Annotated in this window: 16 protein-coding genes; 13 read left to right on the forward strand and 3 right to left on the reverse strand. The window is 44.1% G+C overall.

Features of this window, described 5'->3' with window-relative positions:
* The first annotated feature begins 30 nt into the window (after positions 1–30).
* Positions 31–1062 carry an L-threonine 3-dehydrogenase gene (gene tdh, locus DPF91_RS08595; RefSeq protein ID WP_117233999.1) on the forward strand — a complete coding sequence of 344 codons (1032 nt, stop codon included), beginning with the start codon at positions 31–33 and terminating at the stop codon, positions 1060–1062.
* Between the two features lie 448 nt (positions 1063–1510).
* Positions 1511–2353 carry an ion transporter gene (locus DPF91_RS08600; RefSeq protein WP_117234000.1) on the forward strand — a complete coding sequence of 281 codons (843 nt, stop codon included), beginning with the start codon at positions 1511–1513 and terminating at the stop codon, positions 2351–2353.
* 92 nt (positions 2354–2445) lie between these two features.
* Here DPF91_RS08600 and DPF91_RS08605 read toward each other — a convergent pair whose 3' ends face one another.
* Positions 2446–3369, reverse strand: coding sequence for a hypothetical protein (locus DPF91_RS08605; protein WP_117234001.1), 924 nt, complete (start codon positions 3367–3369; stop codon positions 2446–2448).
* Between the two features lie 214 nt (positions 3370–3583).
* Here DPF91_RS08605 and DPF91_RS08610 point away from each other — a divergent pair, with 214 nt between their 5' ends.
* Positions 3584–4273, forward strand: coding sequence for a DUF3313 domain-containing protein (locus DPF91_RS08610; protein ID WP_117234002.1), 690 nt, complete (start codon positions 3584–3586; stop codon positions 4271–4273).
* A 9-nt stretch (positions 4274–4282) separates the two neighbouring features.
* Positions 4283–4498 (forward strand): DUF3820 family protein, encoded by a 216-nt coding sequence (locus DPF91_RS08615; protein ID WP_117234003.1) that lies wholly within the window; start codon positions 4283–4285, stop codon positions 4496–4498.
* Between the two features lie 70 nt (positions 4499–4568).
* On the opposite strand, the gene DPF91_RS08620 is transcribed toward DPF91_RS08615, so the two are convergent.
* Together DPF91_RS08620 and DPF91_RS08625 are read right to left on the reverse strand one after the other, a co-directional pair.
* The gene (locus DPF91_RS08620; RefSeq protein ID WP_117234004.1) at positions 4569–4814 is read right to left on the reverse strand and encodes a hypothetical protein; all 246 of its coding nucleotides are present in this window, start codon (positions 4812–4814) and stop codon (positions 4569–4571) included.
* 125 nt (positions 4815–4939) lie between these two features.
* Positions 4940–6511, reverse strand: a complete 1572-nt coding sequence (locus DPF91_RS08625) for an arylsulfatase (protein WP_117234005.1) — start codon at positions 6509–6511, stop codon at positions 4940–4942.
* 302 nt (positions 6512–6813) lie between these two features.
* Here DPF91_RS08625 and DPF91_RS08630 point away from each other — a divergent pair, with 302 nt between their 5' ends.
* The 9 genes from DPF91_RS08630 to DPF91_RS08670 all read left to right on the forward strand — a co-directional run bounded on the left by DPF91_RS08630 (position 6814) and on the right by DPF91_RS08670 (position 18363).
* Positions 6814–8361 carry an arylsulfatase gene (locus DPF91_RS08630; protein ID WP_117234006.1) on the forward strand — a complete coding sequence of 516 codons (1548 nt, stop codon included), beginning with the start codon at positions 6814–6816 and terminating at the stop codon, positions 8359–8361.
* Between the two features lie 100 nt (positions 8362–8461).
* On the forward strand, positions 8462–10756 hold the full coding sequence (locus DPF91_RS08635; RefSeq protein ID WP_117234007.1) for a tetratricopeptide repeat protein: 2295 nt from the start codon (positions 8462–8464) through the stop codon (positions 10754–10756).
* Between the two features lie 102 nt (positions 10757–10858).
* Positions 10859–11857 (forward strand): AAA family ATPase, encoded by a 999-nt coding sequence (locus tag DPF91_RS08640; protein WP_117234223.1) that lies wholly within the window; start codon positions 10859–10861, stop codon positions 11855–11857.
* Between the two features lie 12 nt (positions 11858–11869).
* Complete coding sequence (locus tag DPF91_RS08645; RefSeq protein ID WP_117234008.1) at positions 11870–12832, forward strand: DUF58 domain-containing protein; 963 nt, start codon at positions 11870–11872, stop codon at positions 12830–12832.
* Positions 12833–13324: a DUF4381 domain-containing protein gene (locus tag DPF91_RS08650; protein ID WP_117234009.1), complete on the forward strand. Its 492-nt coding sequence runs from the start codon at positions 12833–12835 to the stop codon at positions 13322–13324. It begins immediately after the preceding gene.
* Positions 13317–14432: a vWA domain-containing protein gene (locus DPF91_RS08655; protein WP_117234010.1), complete on the forward strand. Its 1116-nt coding sequence runs from the start codon at positions 13317–13319 to the stop codon at positions 14430–14432. Before DPF91_RS08650 ends, DPF91_RS08655 begins: the two co-directional genes overlap by 8 nt.
* Positions 14425–16155 carry a vWA domain-containing protein gene (locus DPF91_RS08660; RefSeq protein WP_117234011.1) on the forward strand — a complete coding sequence of 577 codons (1731 nt, stop codon included), beginning with the start codon at positions 14425–14427 and terminating at the stop codon, positions 16153–16155. The genes DPF91_RS08655 and DPF91_RS08660 overlap by 8 nt, the downstream gene beginning before the upstream one ends.
* Positions 16148–17440 carry a BatD family protein gene (locus DPF91_RS08665; RefSeq protein WP_117234012.1) on the forward strand — a complete coding sequence of 431 codons (1293 nt, stop codon included), beginning with the start codon at positions 16148–16150 and terminating at the stop codon, positions 17438–17440. The genes DPF91_RS08660 and DPF91_RS08665 overlap by 8 nt, the downstream gene beginning before the upstream one ends.
* Positions 17441–17451: 11 nt before the next feature.
* Positions 17452–18363 (forward strand): LysR family transcriptional regulator, encoded by a 912-nt coding sequence (locus tag DPF91_RS08670; RefSeq protein WP_117234013.1) that lies wholly within the window; start codon positions 17452–17454, stop codon positions 18361–18363.
* Positions 18364–18409: the final 46 nt, after the last annotated feature.

Below are 18409 nucleotides of genomic sequence, written 5' to 3' on the forward strand. Positions count from 1 at the left end.
TCAGTGGGGCGAGATGAACTAGGTAACATTATGAAAATCAAAGCACTTTCAAAGCTAAAGCCTGAAGAAGGCATCTGGATGACTGAGGTTGAGAAACCTGAAGTTGGCCATAACGATCTTCTTATTAAGATCAAGAAAACCGCTATCTGTGGTACAGACGTACACATTTACAACTGGGACGAGTGGTCACAAAAGACAATTCCAGTACCTATGGTTGTCGGTCACGAGTACGTGGGTGAAGTTGTTGGCATGGGCCAAGAAGTTCGCGGCTTTGAGATTGGCGATCGGGTATCTGGCGAAGGTCACATCACATGTGGTCACTGTCGTAACTGTCGTGGCGGCCGCACTCACCTATGTCGTAACACAACAGGTGTTGGCGTAAACCGCACTGGTGCGTTCTCTGAGTACCTAGTGATCCCTGCATTTAACGCATTTAAGATCCCTGCGGAAATCTCTGACGATCTAGCATCAATCTTCGACCCGTTTGGTAACGCAGTACACACCGCGCTATCTTTCGACCTAGTGGGCGAAGACGTGCTGATCACAGGCGCAGGCCCAATCGGTATCATGGCGGCTGCAGTTGCTAAACACGTTGGCGCACGTCACGTAGTCATCACAGACGTAAACGAGTACCGTCTAGAGCTTGCTAAGAAGATGGGCGTAACGCGCGCAGTAAACGTGATGGAAGAGAAGCTAGAAGACGTAATGGCGGAACTTGGCATGACAGAAGGCTTCGATGTAGGTCTAGAGATGTCAGGCGTACCATCAGCGTTCAATAGCATGCTAACTAACATGAACCACGGCGGTAAGATCTCTCTACTAGGTATTCCACCATCAGACATGGCAGTAGATTGGAACCAAGTAATCTTCAAAGGCTTGGTTATCAAAGGCATCTACGGCCGTGAAATGTTCGAAACTTGGTACAAGATGGCTTCACTGATTCAATCAGGTCTAGATCTTTCACCTATCATCACTCACAACTTTAAGGTTGATGACTTCCAAAAAGGCTTCGACACCATGCGTGGCGGTATGTCTGGTAAAGTTATCCTAGATTGGGAATAGGGTGCTAACGGTTTAAAGTAACATTATTTTTATAACTAATAATTCCCTATAATTGTCTCCTAGACAGTTAACAAGCCTAAAAGATGCCCCACAGATTTATGGGGCATCTTTGTATTTAAAATCTGCAAAATTGGTCTTGCCGTAACGCTCAATTGCATCAATTCGTTTTTAAGCCTTGGTTAACATCTTACGGAAGTCATCAAGATCCGATTCGGTCTTGATTGATTTAGCCGCTTCACGAGCAAAAGCTTTATCCATACTGTCCATCCTTAGCCTTTAAGGCTTAAGTTTAGACAGTTACACAGAATTCAGGACAGTCTCTCAAATTGTGATTAATGGGCATTTACATTCTCTAGCACATGAATAGTCGACGGGGTTATTCAAATGTTATAGGCTTTTTTCCTCATTGCTGCTAATAGAATTAAAAGTAAGAGGAAGCTCAATCTTTATGACTGAAATGGAAAAGTCAATCGACCACAAACTGATGACTCAAAAGCATCGTTCACTTCAAGAGCGGTTCTATAGACTACGCAACAATAAGGCGTTTGAGTGGTTTGTTATCTCAATTATTATCTGCTCTGCGTTAATGATTGGGGCCAATACTTATGAACTCCCGTCGACGTTTGTCAGCATTTTAAAAGTACTCGATTTCAGTATCACACTCTTTTTTCTAATAGAAATATCAATACGATTCATTGGCGAGCCCAATAAGAGACGATTTTTCCATAACTTTTGGAATCTTTTTGACACACTGATTGTGGTCGTGAGCCTTGTGCCTATTCAAAGTGGTGATATGGCGGTATTGGGTCGTCTGGTTCGAATATTCCGTGTACTACGAATGGTATCGATCATCCCGGAACTACGACTACTGATTAATTCGCTAGTGAAAGCTCTCCCGCAGTTGAGCTACGTGATGTTATTGATGTTTATCATCTTTTATATCTATGCTGCTGTTGGTTCCACCTTCTTCGCATCCGTTAACCCGGTGCTATGGGGAGATATCTCGATAAGTATGCTGACTCTATTCCGAGTTATGACGTTCGAGAGCTGGACGAGTGTGATGTATGAAACGATGCAAGAGTATCCACTGTCTTGGGTTTACTATCTCACATTTATTTTCTTTACCGCGTTTGCGTTCTTGAACATGGTTATCGGTATTGTCGTTAACGTATTAGAACAAGAGCGGCAAGCGATCGCAGATGCTGAAAGTGCAGACTTGGGCGAACCAACGTTAGGTGAATTAAAGCAAGAGTTGGCTGAAATAAAGGCGATGCTTCGAGAGAGAGGATAAATATCAACTTGAAACCTAATCCATGCGGATAATTGCCAATTGGATTAGGTTAATTCCCAGTAAGACTCATTAGCTGTACAGGCAATTGAGATTCAAATATTTTGGAAAAGTATCTCTAACCGTAAGGTTGCTCTTGCTTCTCTTTCTCTTTGTTCGTTCTCTTCGCGAGGCCAATTGTACTCGGGTTTGAGTTCGTAAAATAACCAAGAGCGAAATATGTTTTGTCGATAAGTGACGGATAGGTGTGAGTTCGAGACATAGTCATAAGGCCTATTCGTAGCGGCCACGCTGGCTTGATAGGTGATCGCTTGGGTCTCAGAGAGGTATTGGTAAAGGGATAGACCCGTTCCGTATTCCCAACCTTTGATATCATCTTCATATTTGGCAAAGTTATTCCAACGAAGCAAAAAATCTTGATTGAAGGAGTAATCCATATCGATGTCGGTAGACTCTCCTGTCAGACGTTTTTTTTGGTATACCTTCTGAGTTAGGCGAACAACGAGGTCTTCATTGACTGGGTAGGTGTAACGGAATCGCCCTTCAATTCCGGGCTTTGCGGTGAGTTTAATGTTGAAGCTGGCTCGATCTCGATCAATCCAGTCATACCTAAGGCCAAGTGTACTCTCTACATCGTCGCTAGACTTAGGGAAGAGCTCAAATACATCATCTTCTTCATCTGTTTCGAAGATGAGTTTCAAGCGTTTGTTAACCTTAGGAAGGTGAAGGCGAGCTTTTAATCGAGTCTGAAATTCATAGCCAGTGCCTTCCACATAGGTAAAGTCATTGGTCCATCGAACTATACTCCCAGCACGTGAATCTTGATCGATACGTTCATCAACGAAGAAACTATCGAACCATACGGCAGGTTGGCAAAAGCGAGTGTTAACACGAGAGTAGACAGAATCAATAACCCTATCGCTGACAGGTAAACTGTGGCACTCATCTTGTTGTTCCTGTTCAGATGCGAAAGGAGAGGTGCTGATGAAAGTAGTGAGAAAAAGGGCTAAATACTTCAAAGAGATCGCAACGTAGTAAGTGGGCTATAAGGGCTTTTGTATTTCTTTAATGATGTATCAGAGACACTATCAATAACCCAAGCTAATTGAAAGTTGTAGGTACTTCTGAAATTTCTATTGTTGTGTGAAATTCAGCGACTGGTGTCATAAATTTATCATCTAAACAAAAATTCGACGTAGTATGATGTACTATATTGTTTAAAGTTTACTCTGGATGAAAGATATTCAAATGTTGAAGAAAGCGCTTAGTTTGTTATTACTCTCTTCTTTTTTAGCGGGCTGTTCGGCTCCTCGTATTCATGCGACTAAATTTACGTCCTATGACGATTTTTCTGCCGGCCCTGAGGGTGGGGTAGATCTTGTTTGGGCGCGTCTTGGGCTTAGAAGTGAAGAACGATTTAAAAAGAAGATGAAAGAGTACGACAGCGTCATCATAGATCGCGTGATCGTTGTTGTTAATGAAGAAGATCAACCATTAGACGATGATGATATCAACGAGCTTGTTGAGCACATGCAGGGTGAACTTAAAGAAAAAATTGCACCTTTTAAAGCCATTGTTGAAGAGCCAAGTGAGTCGACTCTGCGTATGAGCATAGCAATCAGCAATGTTGAGACCCCTAATCCAATTCTAGCGGTAACGAGCAGCATACTGCCATTTGGTATTGGTATGTCGACCATTTCAAAACTGACTACTGGTGAGCACACCAATGTTGGTTCTGCTTCGATTGAAATCCTAGTCAGTGAATCGGTGAGTGAAAAACCGTTGTTTGCCGCCATCGATCGAGAGGCCGGAAACAAAGATTTCGGTACCATGATTGATTCCCTTGATGATGCGAAAGACGCGATTGACTTTTGGGTAGATCGTTTAGGTGTTACTCTTCGTGAAGCCCAAGACGAAGAATAATAGAAAACGATGTTAGACAAAGAAAATCTGATTAAGCTAGCCCGCATTCAGATGCCATTTGGCAAATATGCGGGTAGGGTACTGATAGACTTACCAGAAGAATACCTTCTGTGGTTCGACAAGAAAGGCTTCCCGGATGGAGAGCTAGGTAAGCTTCTTCAGCTATGTTTGGCCCTAAAAATCGAGGGGCTGGATAGCGTGGTGAAGCCGCTTAAAAGAATGTAGAAAAGACAAAGCCCGCTGTTCAAAAGCGGGCTTTGTTATGTTTGTAAGCTCAGACCTGAATTAGTACAGATTAATGCTTAGTGGGACCTTTACGCACCATCTCTTGACCATTTTGGAACACTTCTTCAGTTACCCAGCGGCCAATTAGTAGTTGATGGTTTTCATTAAGTACCGCAACAAAACGACGGCCGTCTGCATTGTTGGTTGCCATTGCAATACCTGCAGCACCTTGTAGACCTAGAACACCGCTATCTACTGCGTTGATGAATGCTTCTAGCTCTTCTAGTGTACCAATTATTCTTTCATCTTTGATCATGACAATCTTCACCTTGAATCAATTTGACGCATACTCTAAACATCCTAAAGCAAGATTTCCACTACTTCGGGCTATAGATACAAAAAAGCCCGCAACTGAGTGCGGGCCGGGTGCCAACTGACCGATTATTTCATCGTCTCAACTTGTTTTTGTAGAGCATCAAGTTGTTGCATCTTGCCTTTTAGACCAAGCGATTGGTAGTTAATCGATGCTGGGTTCATTAGCTGACCTTGCTGCATTGGGTAATGAGGCAAAGTTTGGAAGAAGTCACCTAGCACGTCTTGAATCGGTACGAATAACCACATGTTGTCTGCCATCCAGCGTAGGTACATACCAGATTCGTGAGGCGCTCTCTCGAATGGGTCAGCACGCAAATGAATGATTTGTGGCCAGTTCGGTGAAAAACGTACTGCGTCCGAAATGTTACCTTCCAGTACAGCGAAGTTTAGTTTCCAATCGTCCCAACGAACTGCGTTTAGCTCACCATTCGCAGAGAAGTAAAGCAGTGAGTTACGAGGACCTTGTTCTTCTTTACCTTCGAAGTAAGGCTTAAAGTTGTAGCCATCGATGTGTACGCGCCAATCTTTGCCGTTTGCGCGGTAGCCGTCTTCAGATGCTAGCTTTTCTTTCACATCTGGAACGCCCGCAGCAGCAAGTAGTGTTGGTAACCAGTCTTGGTGCGCCATCATTTCATTGATCTTAGTACCACCTTCGATAGTGCCAGGCCAGCGAACGAGTTGAGGAACACGCATACCGCCTTCCCAAGTTGTACCTTTTTCGCCGTGGAATGGCGTAGCACCACCATCAGGCCAAGATACTGTCTCTGCACCGTTATCCGTCGAGTAGATAACAATTGTGTTATCAGCGATATCTAGTTCGTCTAGTTTGTCTAGAAGAATACCGACGTGTTCATCGTGTTCTAGCATACCATCAGCATAGATACTAACGCCTGAAGCACCTTTCCACTTCTCTTGTAGGCGTGTCCAAACGTGCATACGAGTAGTGTTGTGCCAGATGAAGAATGGTTTGTCTTCTTTAACTGCTTTTTCCATGAATGCCAGTGACGACTCTAGGAACTCTTCGTCTGCTGTCTCCATACGCTTACGCGTCATTGGGCCTGTATCTTCGATCTTGCCGTCAGCGTAAGACTTGATAACACCACGTGGACCGTAGTTCTTACGGAACTCAGGATCTTTAGGGTAGTAGTAAGTCTCTGGCTCTTCTTCCGCATTCAAGTGGTAAAGGTTACCAAAAAACTCATCAAAGCCGTGTGCCGTTGGTAAGTGTTGGTCTTGGTCACCAAGGTGGTTTTTACCGAACTGTGCCGTTACGTAACCTTGCTCTTTAAGAAGGTCTGCAGTGGTTGGAGCCCAATCTGGGATACCGTGAGTTGAACCCGGCATACCGATGGTCAGTAGGCCAGTACGGAAAGGTTCTTGACCTGTGATGAATGATGCACGGCCTGCAGTACAAGACTGTTGACCATAGTGATCAGTGAAGATCGCACCTTCGTTTGCAATACGGTCGATATTCGGGGTTTCATATCCCATCATACCTTGGTTGTATGCACTAATGTTCCAGTAACCTACATCGTCACCAAAGATAGCTAAGATGTTTGGTTGCTCTGCTGCTAGCGCAGTACCAGAAGCAATCAAAGCACCCACGCCTACGGCGAGTTTACTTAATTGATTTGCCATAAAGGACTCCAATTCATAACTGAGTTGTTGATTCAAAAATGCGGTAATGCATTGATGTGGCAAGATTAAACGCCGAGGTCAGGTGGTGTCGCTTTATAGAGGTTATAACCATAGGTTATGTGGGTAATTTAAGTGGCTGATATATTGTGATTTTATGAGTATTAGTTAGAGAGCTAGCGGTTTGTTAGTGTGACCGATGTCACTGTGAAATATGCTGATTAGACTAAACGATGAGTGGAAGTTGTTGGAATTTTAACCTATATCTTTGATTGCAGGATAAAGTTGATTTAACAGGAGTTTACATGAGCGAAAGCTACTCATTGAAGCGCGGACTAGCTGTATTCACCGCTGCATATTTGGGGGTTGTCAGTAGTAGCATGGCAGCTGATAAACCCAACATATTAGTAATTTGGGGAGATGACATAGGCCAATCCAATGTCAGCGCATATACATTTGGATTAATGGGGTACAAAACCCCCAACATTGATAGCATCGCCAAAGAAGGCATGATGTTCACCGATTATTACGCCGAACAATCTTGTACCGCAGGTCGCTCTACTTTTATCACGGGTCAGAGTGTGCTCAGAACCGGTCTGAGTAAAGTAGGTCTACCTGGTGCTGAACTGGGCTTACAAGCTGAAGACGCAACCATAGCCGAGCTTCTTAAACCTATGGGTTACATGACAGGTCAGTTTGGTAAAAACCATTTAGGTGATAAAGACGAACATTTGCCAACCAATCATGGTTTTGATGAATTCTTTGGTAACTTATATCACCTAAATGCTGAAGAAGAACCAGAGAATATTGATTATCCAAAGGACCCTGAGTTTAGAAAGAAATTTGGTCCCCGTGGCGTAATCAAATCGTTTGCTGATGGCAAAATTGAGGATACGGGTCCATTGACACGTAAACGGATGGAGACCGTTGACGAAGAAACGTTAGATGCGGCACTTGCATTCATGGATAAAGCGGTGAAAGCAGACAAGCCGTTCTTTGTATGGTGGAACTCGACCCGAATGCACTTCCGTACTCACGTGAAGGATGAACAGTTGGGTACCACGGGTATCAGCTACTATGCGGATGCGATGGTCGAACATGATAACCATGTGGGTATGTTACTCAAGAAAGTGGACGATCTAGGGATCAAAGACAACACGATTGTATTTTATTCTACTGATAATGGCCCTCACATGAATACCTGGCCTGATGCTGGCCTTACCCCGTTCCGCGGAGAGAAAAACACCAACTGGGAAGGGGCTTATCGTGTACCTGCCATGGTTCGTTGGCCTGGCAAGATTGAAGCGGGTTCTGTTTCGAATGAAATCATGCACCATATGGACTGGATGCCAACTTTCGTAGCCGCCGCTGGGGATGACCAAATCAAAGAGAAGCTATTGAAAGGGCATCAAGCAGGTGACAAAACCTTCAAGCTTCATTTGGACGGTTATAACTTCTTACCTTACCTAACTGGCGAAGAAGAGAAAGGTCGAAGGGCCGAAATCTTTTACTTTACTGATGATGGTGACCTAGCAGCGCTTCGTTACAATAATTGGAAAGCGGTTTTCATGGAGCAACGTGCTACCGGCACAATGCAGATCTGGGCAGAACCTTTTGTTACGTTACGCTTACCAAAACTGTATAACCTGAGAATGGATCCATACGAAACTGCAGATCAAACGTCGAACACTTACTACGACTGGTTATTAGACCACGCGTACATGTTCGTTCCTGCTCAAGCGTATGTGGGGCAGTTCCTCGAGACCTTTAAGGAATACCCACCGAGGCAGAAAGCCGCGAGCTTCAGCCTTGACCAAGTCATGGAGAAGTTACAGGAAACGCCAAATAAATAATCACACAGGGCTCTTCGGAGCCCTATCTAATTGCTTGTTAAATAAAGAAAACCTCCTACTATTAATCTATAAGAGTATTACCTTGAGGCTATGGATAGCAATGTTACTAGGTCAGTTGTTTAGGGGACTTGTTTTATCATCAATTTTGTTTGGTTCTGTTTACGCTCAGGCACAAGAGAAGCAATTTGTGGGAAGTGAACAATGTGTAGACTGCCACCAAGCAGAGGTTGAGGCTTGGAAAGGGTCACATCACGAACTGGCGATGCAGCATGCAAGTTCTAACTCAGTATTAGCCGACTTTGATGATCACCGATTTGTGTTTGATGGAAAAGAAAACCGATTTTTCAAAAGGGGTAATGAGTTTTGGGTTTACATCGAAAACCAAACAGGTGAGTTCAAAGAATATAAAATCAGTTATACCTTTGGTGTCGATCCTCTACAGCAATATATGGTCGAGTTCGATGATGGTCGGGTACAGTTGATCCCTTTCGCGTGGGACAGTCGCAGTGCGCAGGAAGGTGGGAAAAGGTGGTTCCATCTTTACCCAGATATGCAGCCGAATGATGAATTTTATTGGACTAATGCGGGTCAAAATTGGAACTTCATGTGTGCCGATTGTCACTCAACAAACCTTCAAAAAAATTACGATACTCAAGCAGACAGCTATAGTACGACGTGGTCAGAAATTAACGTTGGTTGTGAAGCCTGTCATGGTCCAGCTAGTGACCATGTAACGCAAGCTAACTTAAACACGAAGGAACAGCGTATTTCTTGGAAACCTCACTATGGCTTTGACCGAGATCTGAGTCAATCTGTTGCAAACTGGGTATATAAAGAAGGCCACAGCACATTACAACCTAGTGAGATCGTTTCGACCAATCAAGTACAAACTTGTGCCCAATGCCATAGCCGAAGAACTCAATTAAATGAAACCCAGGACCACGTAAAGGGTTCGTTCCTAGGCCGCTATCGATTGAGTTTAATCACACCCGAGCTCTATCATCATGATGGACAAATCTATGATGAGAATTATGTTTATGGCTCTTTCTTACAATCTGCAATGGCAGAAAAGGGCGTAACGTGTACCAACTGTCATGATCCTCATAGTGCAACACTTAAAATACCGGAAGAAGCGGTTTGCTCACAGTGCCACATTGCCAGTGAGTACACTCCAGAAAAGCATACCTTCCATGAAGCTGGAACTGAGGCATCGAAATGTACTACGTGTCACATGCCTGAAACGACCTACATGCAAGTGGATCCAAGAAGAGACCATAGTTGGCATGTGCCACGCCCGGATTTGAGCCAACACATTCAGACTCCAAACGTCTGTACTTCATGCCATGAAGACAAAGACAACCAATGGGCGACCAAACAATTAGAGCAGTGGTTTCCGGAGTCCGGGTATCAAAATCAACAACATTTCTCAGTCGCCTTTTACGCTGATTCTATTGGCCATCGTGGTGCAGCCGATGCTCTTGCCTATACTGCTCAGAATTCGATAGAAAGTGCGATCATTCGAGGTTCAAGTCTGGAGCGTTTATCAGGCTCTACAGGGAAAAATACTTTGGTTTCATTAGCACGCGCAGTTAAACATGAGAATGAGTTAATTCGGCTTGGTGCTATTGCCGGTTCTTCAGGGTACCCGTTTACTGATAGATGGCAGATTCTAGAGCCCTTGTTAAATGACCCAGTACTATCAATCCGTACGGAAACGTCCGCGGCCTTGGTCACCTCCTGGCATGAGATGAACCCATTGCAACGTGAAACTTTGCAGCCAGCGCTAGATGAATACATTGAGGTTCAGATGTTTAACTCTGACCGAGGATTTGGTCGCACTAATCTAGCGAATGTTTATCGCAGCTTAGGAAAATTTGAAGAGGCAAAAGAATGGTACCGAGGAGCGATTGAAATTGAACCTTACTTTGAGGCCAGCTACATCAATTATGCGGACTTGTACCGTGCAATGGGCAAAGAAAAGGATGCACAAGCCGTGCTTTTACAGGGTCAAAAATCCAATCCTGATTCATCCTCACTACCATATAGCTATGGCCTCTCTTTATTTAGAGAAGGTCAGACAGAACAAGCGACCGTGTATCTAAAGCAGGCTGCAGAAACAGCTCAAAACAACGACCAGTATTGGTATGTCTATGGCTTGGCCGCTGAGAAACGAAACGTGCATGAATCTAATAGTGCGTTAGATCAAGCTTATAAAATTAGCCGTAACCCAGAACAACTCTATGCGCGTTGTGAGGTACTAGCGAGAAACAGCGCAGATACGACCCTACAATTTGCCTTTGATTCCTGTTTAAGAGAGTTAGGACAATTTGCGCCTCCCAACGTCATTACTCGTTTACGTACTTTATCTGATCAAAGCCAAAAAAATTCCCAATAGTTATATAGAGGCCGTTTGAGAATAATCTGTATAACCGATAGTTATTTATATCAATTCTATACTTGGGGTAATTAGAGAAGCCTAACAATGGGTGTGAAAATAATGAATCACGTACAGAAAACGATTAACGAACTCATTCAACAAACGGAAAAAAGCGTCATTGGTCAGAGCCATGTGGTACAAGCACTCGTTCTGGGCTTGTTGACTAATGGGCATGTTCTTTTAGAGGGTTTGCCGGGTACCGCGAAAACTCGCTCAGTGAAAGCTCTAGCAAATGCATTGAACACTAGCTTTGGTCGGATTCAATTCACGCCTGATTTACTACCTTCAGATGTTACTGGTACTGAGGTTTATCAAGAAGTTGAAGGCAAGCCTTCTTTACATTTCCAACCTGGTCCAATTTTTAACAGCGTGGTACTTGCCGATGAGGTGAACCGTGCACCAGCTAAAGTTCAAGCTGCACTGCTTGAAGCAATGGCTGAAGGAACCATTACAGTTGGTGACAAAACCCATGTATTACCCGATTTATTTATGGTCCTTGCAACACAAAACCCAGTAGAGCAAGAGGGTACTTATCCACTCCCTGAAGCTCAGATGGACCGTTTTATCATGAAGGTGACAGTCGATTATCCAGAAGGTGACGCCGAGCGAGACATTATTCGTTTGGTGAGAAGCGAAGAGATTGGGAGTGAAGAGCAAGAGGCGTCCAATAGTGCTAGAGAGGATACTGAGCAGAGTATTGAACCGAGTACAGTCTTAGAAGCGCGCAAAGAAATTGCAAACGTAGCGGTGTCTGAATTAGTAGAGAACTATATTGTTTCTCTTATTATGGCTACCCGCATTCCACAAAAATACACCAATTCATCCCTACATAAATGGATTGAAGTCGGTGCCAGTCCACGAGCGTCAATCGCTCTAGATAAATGTGCTCGAGCCTATGCTTGGCTGCAAGGTCGAGATCATGTTCTTCCTGATGATGTTCGCGCTGTTACCCCATCAGTATTAGGGCATCGCTTCTCACTCTCTTACGATGCACTGGCCGACGGTGTTGATGCCCAATCTGTGGTAACTGAAATTTTAGATGTTGTAGAGATTGGCTAGGTAGGTTGCATTATGGCAAAACCCACACAAGCGCCAATGCATGAACAAGTTGATGAACGGCTGTATTGCGATTATGCGCGATTAGTACGATTACAGGCACAAGCAGAGGCTTTCAGCTTACTTCCTCACCTTAAAGCGGGAAGTGTGTTATCAGGTCGTCATAACTCACTTTTCAGAGGGCGTGGCCTTAACTTCGAAGAACTTCGTCACTATCAACTGGGCGATGACATCCGCAATCTTGATTGGAAAGTAACAATGCGTACAGGCAAACCGCATGTACGCAGCTATACCGAAGAGAAAGATCGAAATGTGATCATTTTGGTGGATCAGCGAAGCTCAATGTTCTTTGCGTCAAAAGATACAATGAAATCCGTAGTTGCTGCCGAAGTGGCCTCAATGTGCGGGTGGCGAGTACTAAAAGATGGTGACAGAGTCGGCTATGTGATAGCGACACCAGAACGTGTATTCAGTTCAAAACCTCAACGTTCTCAGAATGATCTTTTGGCTCAACTAAAACGCTTAGTTCATGCCAACCAGTCCTTGAATGTTAGGTCATCTGATTCCAATGACGTCTCTTTCTACCATCAAATCCAGTTACTCAAGCGAATGAAGTTGCGTCAATCAACGATAATCCTGATCAGTGATTGGCATGATTGCCAAGAAGAACAACTAGAGCAGCTTAAGCAGCTTCAAAGACATAACGATTTGTTAGCCGTGCAAGTACGGGATCCGATGGAGCAAGCATTACCCCCTGAGCTCATCGACTCTCAATGGGTTGTCGGTGACGGCCAATTTCAGATGAACTTAAACAATAGTGCGAAATTGGATACAGCGAGTGAACATCTGCAGCAACGCGCTCAACAAAGCAAAGAATCTCTGACTCAGCTTATGGCGATCAAAAAGCTACCGTTTATTGAACTTAGTACACAAGGTAATCATATCGAATCATTTCAACAACGAGTGGGAGGTCGCTAAGTGTCAGTTCAACATACACCTCCTAGTACGTATATCCTACGTAACCTTAATGATGTCACTATACCTGAGAGTGTTAGCTGGTGGCCGCAAACTATTGGTTGGAAGATTGTCGCCTGTCTGCTCGTTCTGGTCTTTGCTTTTACGGCATACCGAGCCATCAAACATTGGTGGATGAACCGTTACCGCAGCGAGGCAATACGTTACATAGAGTCTTTAGATATCAATGATTCTGAAATGCCACGCCTGACCTTACACGCAATCAAGACTGTGTTGACTTACTTAAATTCAAGTTACGCCAGTTTATATGGTGAGGCACTGCTTAATAAAGTGGACGAGCTGCATCAGGATACTGTTTTCTCATCGAAAATTGGTGAGCTTTGGTTAGAAACGTTGGTTAACCCACATGCGTTGATGAAGAGTGAAGAGCGCGTTGAACTCAAACAAATGGCTATAACTTGGCTGCGTAAACATCAAGAGGTGAGGAATGCTTGATTCATCTTTTGATCTTAGTTTTTTACTGAACTTATCTCTGTCGAACATTCAATTCGAACACCTATTGTGGTTCATTATCTTGCCACTACCTTTCGTGGTTTATTTCATTGTACCGGCGTACCGAACCAAACAAACTGCTATTAAGGTACCTTTCTTTAAGATACTTGTTGAAGCAATGGGAGAAACACCGAGAGAGGGAGCAAGTGAATTGACACCTTCTTGGTGGCAAAGAGCAACGTTGGTGCTTTCATGGGTTTTGGTCGTGACCGCATTGGCAAAACCGACCATGCTAGGTGAACCTCAAGTGCGTGAAAAATTGGGTCGTGATGTCATGGTGCTCGTTGATCTATCGGGCTCAATGGCTGAGCAGGACTTTACAAATCAAGCCGGCGATAAGGTGTCTCGTTTAGATGCCGCGAAAGAAGTATTGGAGGAATTTGTTAAGACGAGAAAAGGTGACCGTCTTGGGTTAATTCTCTTTGGCGATGCTGCATTTGTCCAAACTCCCTTTACTGATGATCAAGAAGTATGGTTAGACCTGTTGAACCAAACTGATGTTGCAATGGCGGGTCAAAGTACCCACCTAGGCGATGCTATGGGGCTCGCAATCAAGGTATTTGAGCAGAGCCATTCTCAATATGGGCAAGGTGAAGAACTCAATGAGAGCGAGCAGAGAGAGAAGGTCGCCATTGTTCTAACGGATGGAAACGACACAGGAAGTTTTGTTGAGCCGATTGATGCAGCAAAAGTTGCTAAAGCGAAGGGGGTTCGTATCCACGTGATTGCTATGGGTGACCCACAAACCGTGGGGGAAGTGGCTCTTGATACAGAGACAATCAATCGTATTGCATCAGAATCGGGTGGTAACGCGTTTGAAGCGTTAGATCGTGAATCCTTACAGCAAGCTTATAAACAAATTGGTGAGCTTGAGCCTCAGTTGTTTGAAAGTACAACCTATCGCCCTGAAGTAACACTTCATCATTATTTATTAGCACTTGTTGTTGTTATGTATCTTAGCGCGTTTACCGTAGCCACGTTTAGACGACGCTCCAAACGTATTGCATCCGAAGGCCCTGCGTCTATCCAGTTCGGAGAAAAAGATGTTTAATTTTCTCGGAGATATTGGGCAAGGCCTAGAGCAGTTTTTGTCTCAGTTTCACTTTATTCGCCCTTGGTGGTTGGTCGCTTTTGTACCGATGTTTTTTCTACTGTGGCTACGTTGGAGAGAAGAGGCCAAACCGAAGTGGAAGGACCTATTACCAGAACATTTACGCAAGGCATTAACAATTGGCGATGCTGGTTGGAAGAAGCAGTTACCTTTAAAACTACTAATGGTCATTGTAGCGCTAGCGATTATTGTTTGTGCTGGACCTACATGGCAAAGAGCCTCATCACCATTTGGTGAGGACAAGGCGTCTATGTTGGTGGTGCTTGATAATACTGAGTCTATGCTATCGAAAGACCTACCACCAAGCCGACTTGAACGTTCAAAACAAAAGATCCGTGACCTTCTCTCAATGCGAAATGGTGGTAACACTGGCTTGGTTGTGTATTCCGGAACTGCCCATGTTGCTATGCCCGTGACGCAAGATGTGAAAGTGTTTGATCCATTCTTAGCGGCGATTGAACCGAGCATCATGCCGCAGCAGGGTAAATTTGCAGAACAAGCACTACCTCTCATTGACCTCCAACTTCAAGGACAACCAGGCTCAAGCGTCTTACTGGTGACAGATGGTGTTAACGAAAGAACGATCGAAGAATATCGAGATTTCTTTAATAACAAACCCTATCAACTGCTGATTATGGTTCCGGGTAATTCAGATAGTGGTCGTTCGTCGAAAGATCCTGTGGATTTTGCTTCTCTTAAGCGCTTAGCAAGCGAGACGGGGGGGTACCTTGTTGAAGTCACGGTTGATGACAGCGATATTCGTCAGCTCGATCGTTTCGTAGAGCGTAATATGCAGATGAACGGTGAATCATCAATGCCTTGGAAAGATATGGGCTACGGTCTTTTGTACGCCATTACTGGAATCATGCTGCTATGGTTCCGCAAAGGATGGTTAGTTCAATGGTGTTTAGTTATCGCTGTATCTGGATCTTCGGTTGTTTTTAAACCTGCACAGGCACAACCAGTGTCTAGTGTCGCTGAGCCAGCAACCACAGTAGTTGAAGTGACAAAATGGGATAAGGTTGAACAATGGTGGTGGGATCTTTGGCTAACACCAGACCAGCAAGGTCAAAGGTGGCTTAATAAAAAAGAGTACCTTAAAGCTGCAACCCATTTTTCTGATCCCTTAAGAAAGGGCGTCGCTTACTACTATGCTACCGAATACAAGCTCGCCCATAGTGCTTTCATCCAACTACAGAATAGCGAAGACGAGTATCAGAAAGACCTTGGCTTATATTTTTCTTCAACAGCGTTAGCAAGGCAGAGAGAATACCTAGCAGCGAGGAATATGCTTCAAGACCTTTCTAAAAAAGAGACTCTAGATGCTCAACTACGAGTCGATGTTGAAAATAACCTTCAAGCACTCTCTGATATTGTGGACGAGATCAACCGTGTTAGTGAAAGCCAGGCTGGAACGACGGATGGCCCAGAAGAATCGTTTGAACTCGATGAAGATAAACCGCGCACTGCTGATGGTGCAGATGAAGAAACAGTCGCCGAATTAATGCTAAAGGAAACACTCAATGCCAATGAAATACTCGGCAGCGAAGAGCTTGCAGATAAATGGCTAAAGCGAGTAGAGGCTGATCCAAAGTATTTCTTGCGGGCCAAGTTTCAAATTCAACTAAGGGAATCAGCAACAGAGGTTACTAACAATGACTAAACGTAAAATGAGCGATTTGAGTAAAAATTTGTTCGTACTGTTGGTTCTTTGTCTTGGTTTGCTTTACGTAAAAGCGTCAAGCGCTGGGGATATACATCAACTCTATCGTTCGGGTGATGTGACGATGACTGCTTGGGTAGGTAAGAAACCGCCACAGAACAAACGGGAGACTCCAACGTTTAGTGTTCAAGAGCAGGTTATTCTCACCATAGAAGTGGGTACACCACGTTGGTTTACTGGTGGTACGCGCATTGGTAGCGTTGAAATAACGAATGTTATCGCAAAACAGCGCAATCAATTTGCAACTAACTTTACTGAACGCGTAGATGGTGTGACGTGGTCACGTCAGCGTTGGGAAGTCACGCTTTATCCGCAGGCCTCCGGAGAGTTTGGTATTCCACCAATTGCTGTCGGACTGAATGTATCGGGCCCAGACGGGAAAAAAGTGCAGGGGACGCTGTATACCGAAGCGTTGAAATTTAAGACTCAGTTACCTTCTGGTCTATTGACCAATGATGGAAATTGGTTTTCAGCAACAGATGTGAAAGTTGAACAGTCTTGGTCTGCGTCCAACGAATCGCTTCGTGTGGGTGATGCGATTACACGAACCATCTCAATCACCGCTTCTGATTCCTTGTCTGTATTATTACCTGACTTACTTCGTTCTTCTCAAAACCAGTTTGTCACTGCGTATCCGCAACCTGATAAATTAACGGATACGCAAGAGCGCGGAAATTACCGTTCATCTCGTGTTGAAGAGAGCGTTTATGTTATCCAACAAGGTGGTGAGATCCGCTTCCCTGAATATAAGGTTGAGTGGTGGAACCCTAAAGCAGAGAAGGTTGAATCGTATATCGTAGAAGGACAGTCGTACAAAGCGAGTCATACTTTGGGCTCGTTCGTTTCAGCTTATACATCGCAATTAATCATCGCTGTTGTCTGTATTGTCGCCCTAATAACATTCGCTGTTGGTATAAAGCGTCATTACCGTTCAAAACCTTTACCTGAGGGGTACCAATATTGGAAGCTAGTTCGCGCCAATCGTTTCCCTGAAGCAAAAGCAATGCTCTACAAAAAACTTAGGATTAACCATGGCCTTCTTGAACTAAGTAAATTTAGCCGTGACCCTGATTGGCAAAAGAATCAATCAGATATACAGAAAAGTGTAAATAGTCATAATCTGTTGATTAATCTTTGGCGTCAGCTGAGTAAGCGCGCTAGTGTGTTAGGTAAAGTCCGAATTCCTAAAGCGTTGCCTAGTCTTGAGAAACGCAAAGAACAGTAACTTGGAGTCATATGAAAAGTACTGAACTAAACCTTATCCCTATTTTTGTCGCTATCTATGAAGAACAAAGCCTTTCAAGAGCGGCAAACAGGCTGGAAATTACCCAACCAGCAGTGAGCAAAGCGTTAGCCCGTTTGCGTGATATCTACAATGAACCACTTTTTCATCGCAGTTCTACCGGGGTAGAACCAACCAGTTTTGCATCAGATATTTATCCTGCGATGTCAGCGGCATTAAAAAACTATACCTCAACGCTATCTGCTTCGAGAGAGTTTGACCCAAAAGTCTCTAATCGGATTTTTTCTTTGGCTTGTGTTTCCGTTGCGAGCTATCAGTTAATGCCTAAAGTCATCAAGCACGTCAGAGATATTGCACCAAACATTAGTTTGGAGATTCACCCTCTGTTTACTGAAGATTATGAGAGTGATCTTAGACTCCAGCGTTATGATCTTATTGTCGATATGCCGCCGAGTTCCGATTCTAACCTTAAATACGACTCTTTGTATTCTGAACGCTTAATGGTGGTATGCAGTAATGCCCATCCTCGAATTAAGGATGAGATTACGATTGATGAATTCTTAGCAGAAGAACACGTTGTAGTGTCCCGATGGCACTCTCGAAAGAGTCTGCTTCAGAAGCAACACATCGCTCAGCTTGATAAGAGGGCAGTTGTCTGTCGTGTGGCTGGTGCTATGGAGATGTTGCCGGTTATCAAAGATTCCGAATACATCGGCATCCTGCCGTCATCGACTATTCGAGAGTTCCAAGACATGTATCAAGTAAAGGAGCTGCCTTTACCGTTTGATAACTCTAAACAACACCTTTGTGGGATTTACCACCCGAGCCGCGCTAGTGATAGCGCCCACAAGTGGTTGAGGAATCAGATTCAAACAGTGGCTAAGGACTTTTCGACTTATTTATAGTCAAAGTTAACGTTCTACCGTCGTAAAAAAGGAGCACTGCTGAGTG

This window comes from Vibrio maerlii, from assembly GCF_003415655.1.
GTDB lineage: Bacteria > Pseudomonadota > Gammaproteobacteria > Enterobacterales > Vibrionaceae > Vibrio > Vibrio maerlii.

Excerpts from the sequence above, each read along its gene's own strand:
- tdh (WP_117233999.1), top strand. The coding sequence starts at position 31 with ATGAAAATCAAAGCACTTTCAAAGCTAAAGCCTGAAGAAGGCATCTGG.
- DPF91_RS08600 (WP_117234000.1), top strand. The coding sequence starts at position 1,511 with ATGACTGAAATGGAAAAGTCAATCGACCACAAACTGATGACTCAAAAG.
- DPF91_RS08610 (WP_117234002.1), top strand. The coding sequence starts at position 3,584 with ATGAAAGATATTCAAATGTTGAAGAAAGCGCTTAGTTTGTTATTACTC.
- DPF91_RS08615 (WP_117234003.1), top strand. The coding sequence starts at position 4,283 with ATGTTAGACAAAGAAAATCTGATTAAGCTAGCCCGCATTCAGATGCCA.
- DPF91_RS08620 (WP_117234004.1), bottom strand. The coding sequence starts at position 4,814 with ATGATCAAAGATGAAAGAATAATTGGTACACTAGAAGAGCTAGAAGCA.
- DPF91_RS08625 (WP_117234005.1), bottom strand. The coding sequence starts at position 6,511 with ATGGCAAATCAATTAAGTAAACTCGCCGTAGGCGTGGGTGCTTTGATT.
- DPF91_RS08630 (WP_117234006.1), top strand. The coding sequence starts at position 6,814 with ATGAGCGAAAGCTACTCATTGAAGCGCGGACTAGCTGTATTCACCGCT.
- DPF91_RS08635 (WP_117234007.1), top strand. The coding sequence starts at position 8,462 with ATGTTACTAGGTCAGTTGTTTAGGGGACTTGTTTTATCATCAATTTTG.
- DPF91_RS08640 (WP_117234223.1), top strand. The coding sequence starts at position 10,859 with ATGAATCACGTACAGAAAACGATTAACGAACTCATTCAACAAACGGAA.
- DPF91_RS08645 (WP_117234008.1), top strand. The coding sequence starts at position 11,870 with ATGGCAAAACCCACACAAGCGCCAATGCATGAACAAGTTGATGAACGG.
- DPF91_RS08655 (WP_117234010.1), top strand. The coding sequence starts at position 13,317 with ATGCTTGATTCATCTTTTGATCTTAGTTTTTTACTGAACTTATCTCTG.
- DPF91_RS08660 (WP_117234011.1), top strand. The coding sequence starts at position 14,425 with ATGTTTAATTTTCTCGGAGATATTGGGCAAGGCCTAGAGCAGTTTTTG.
- DPF91_RS08665 (WP_117234012.1), top strand. The coding sequence starts at position 16,148 with ATGACTAAACGTAAAATGAGCGATTTGAGTAAAAATTTGTTCGTACTG.
- DPF91_RS08670 (WP_117234013.1), top strand. The coding sequence starts at position 17,452 with ATGAAAAGTACTGAACTAAACCTTATCCCTATTTTTGTCGCTATCTAT.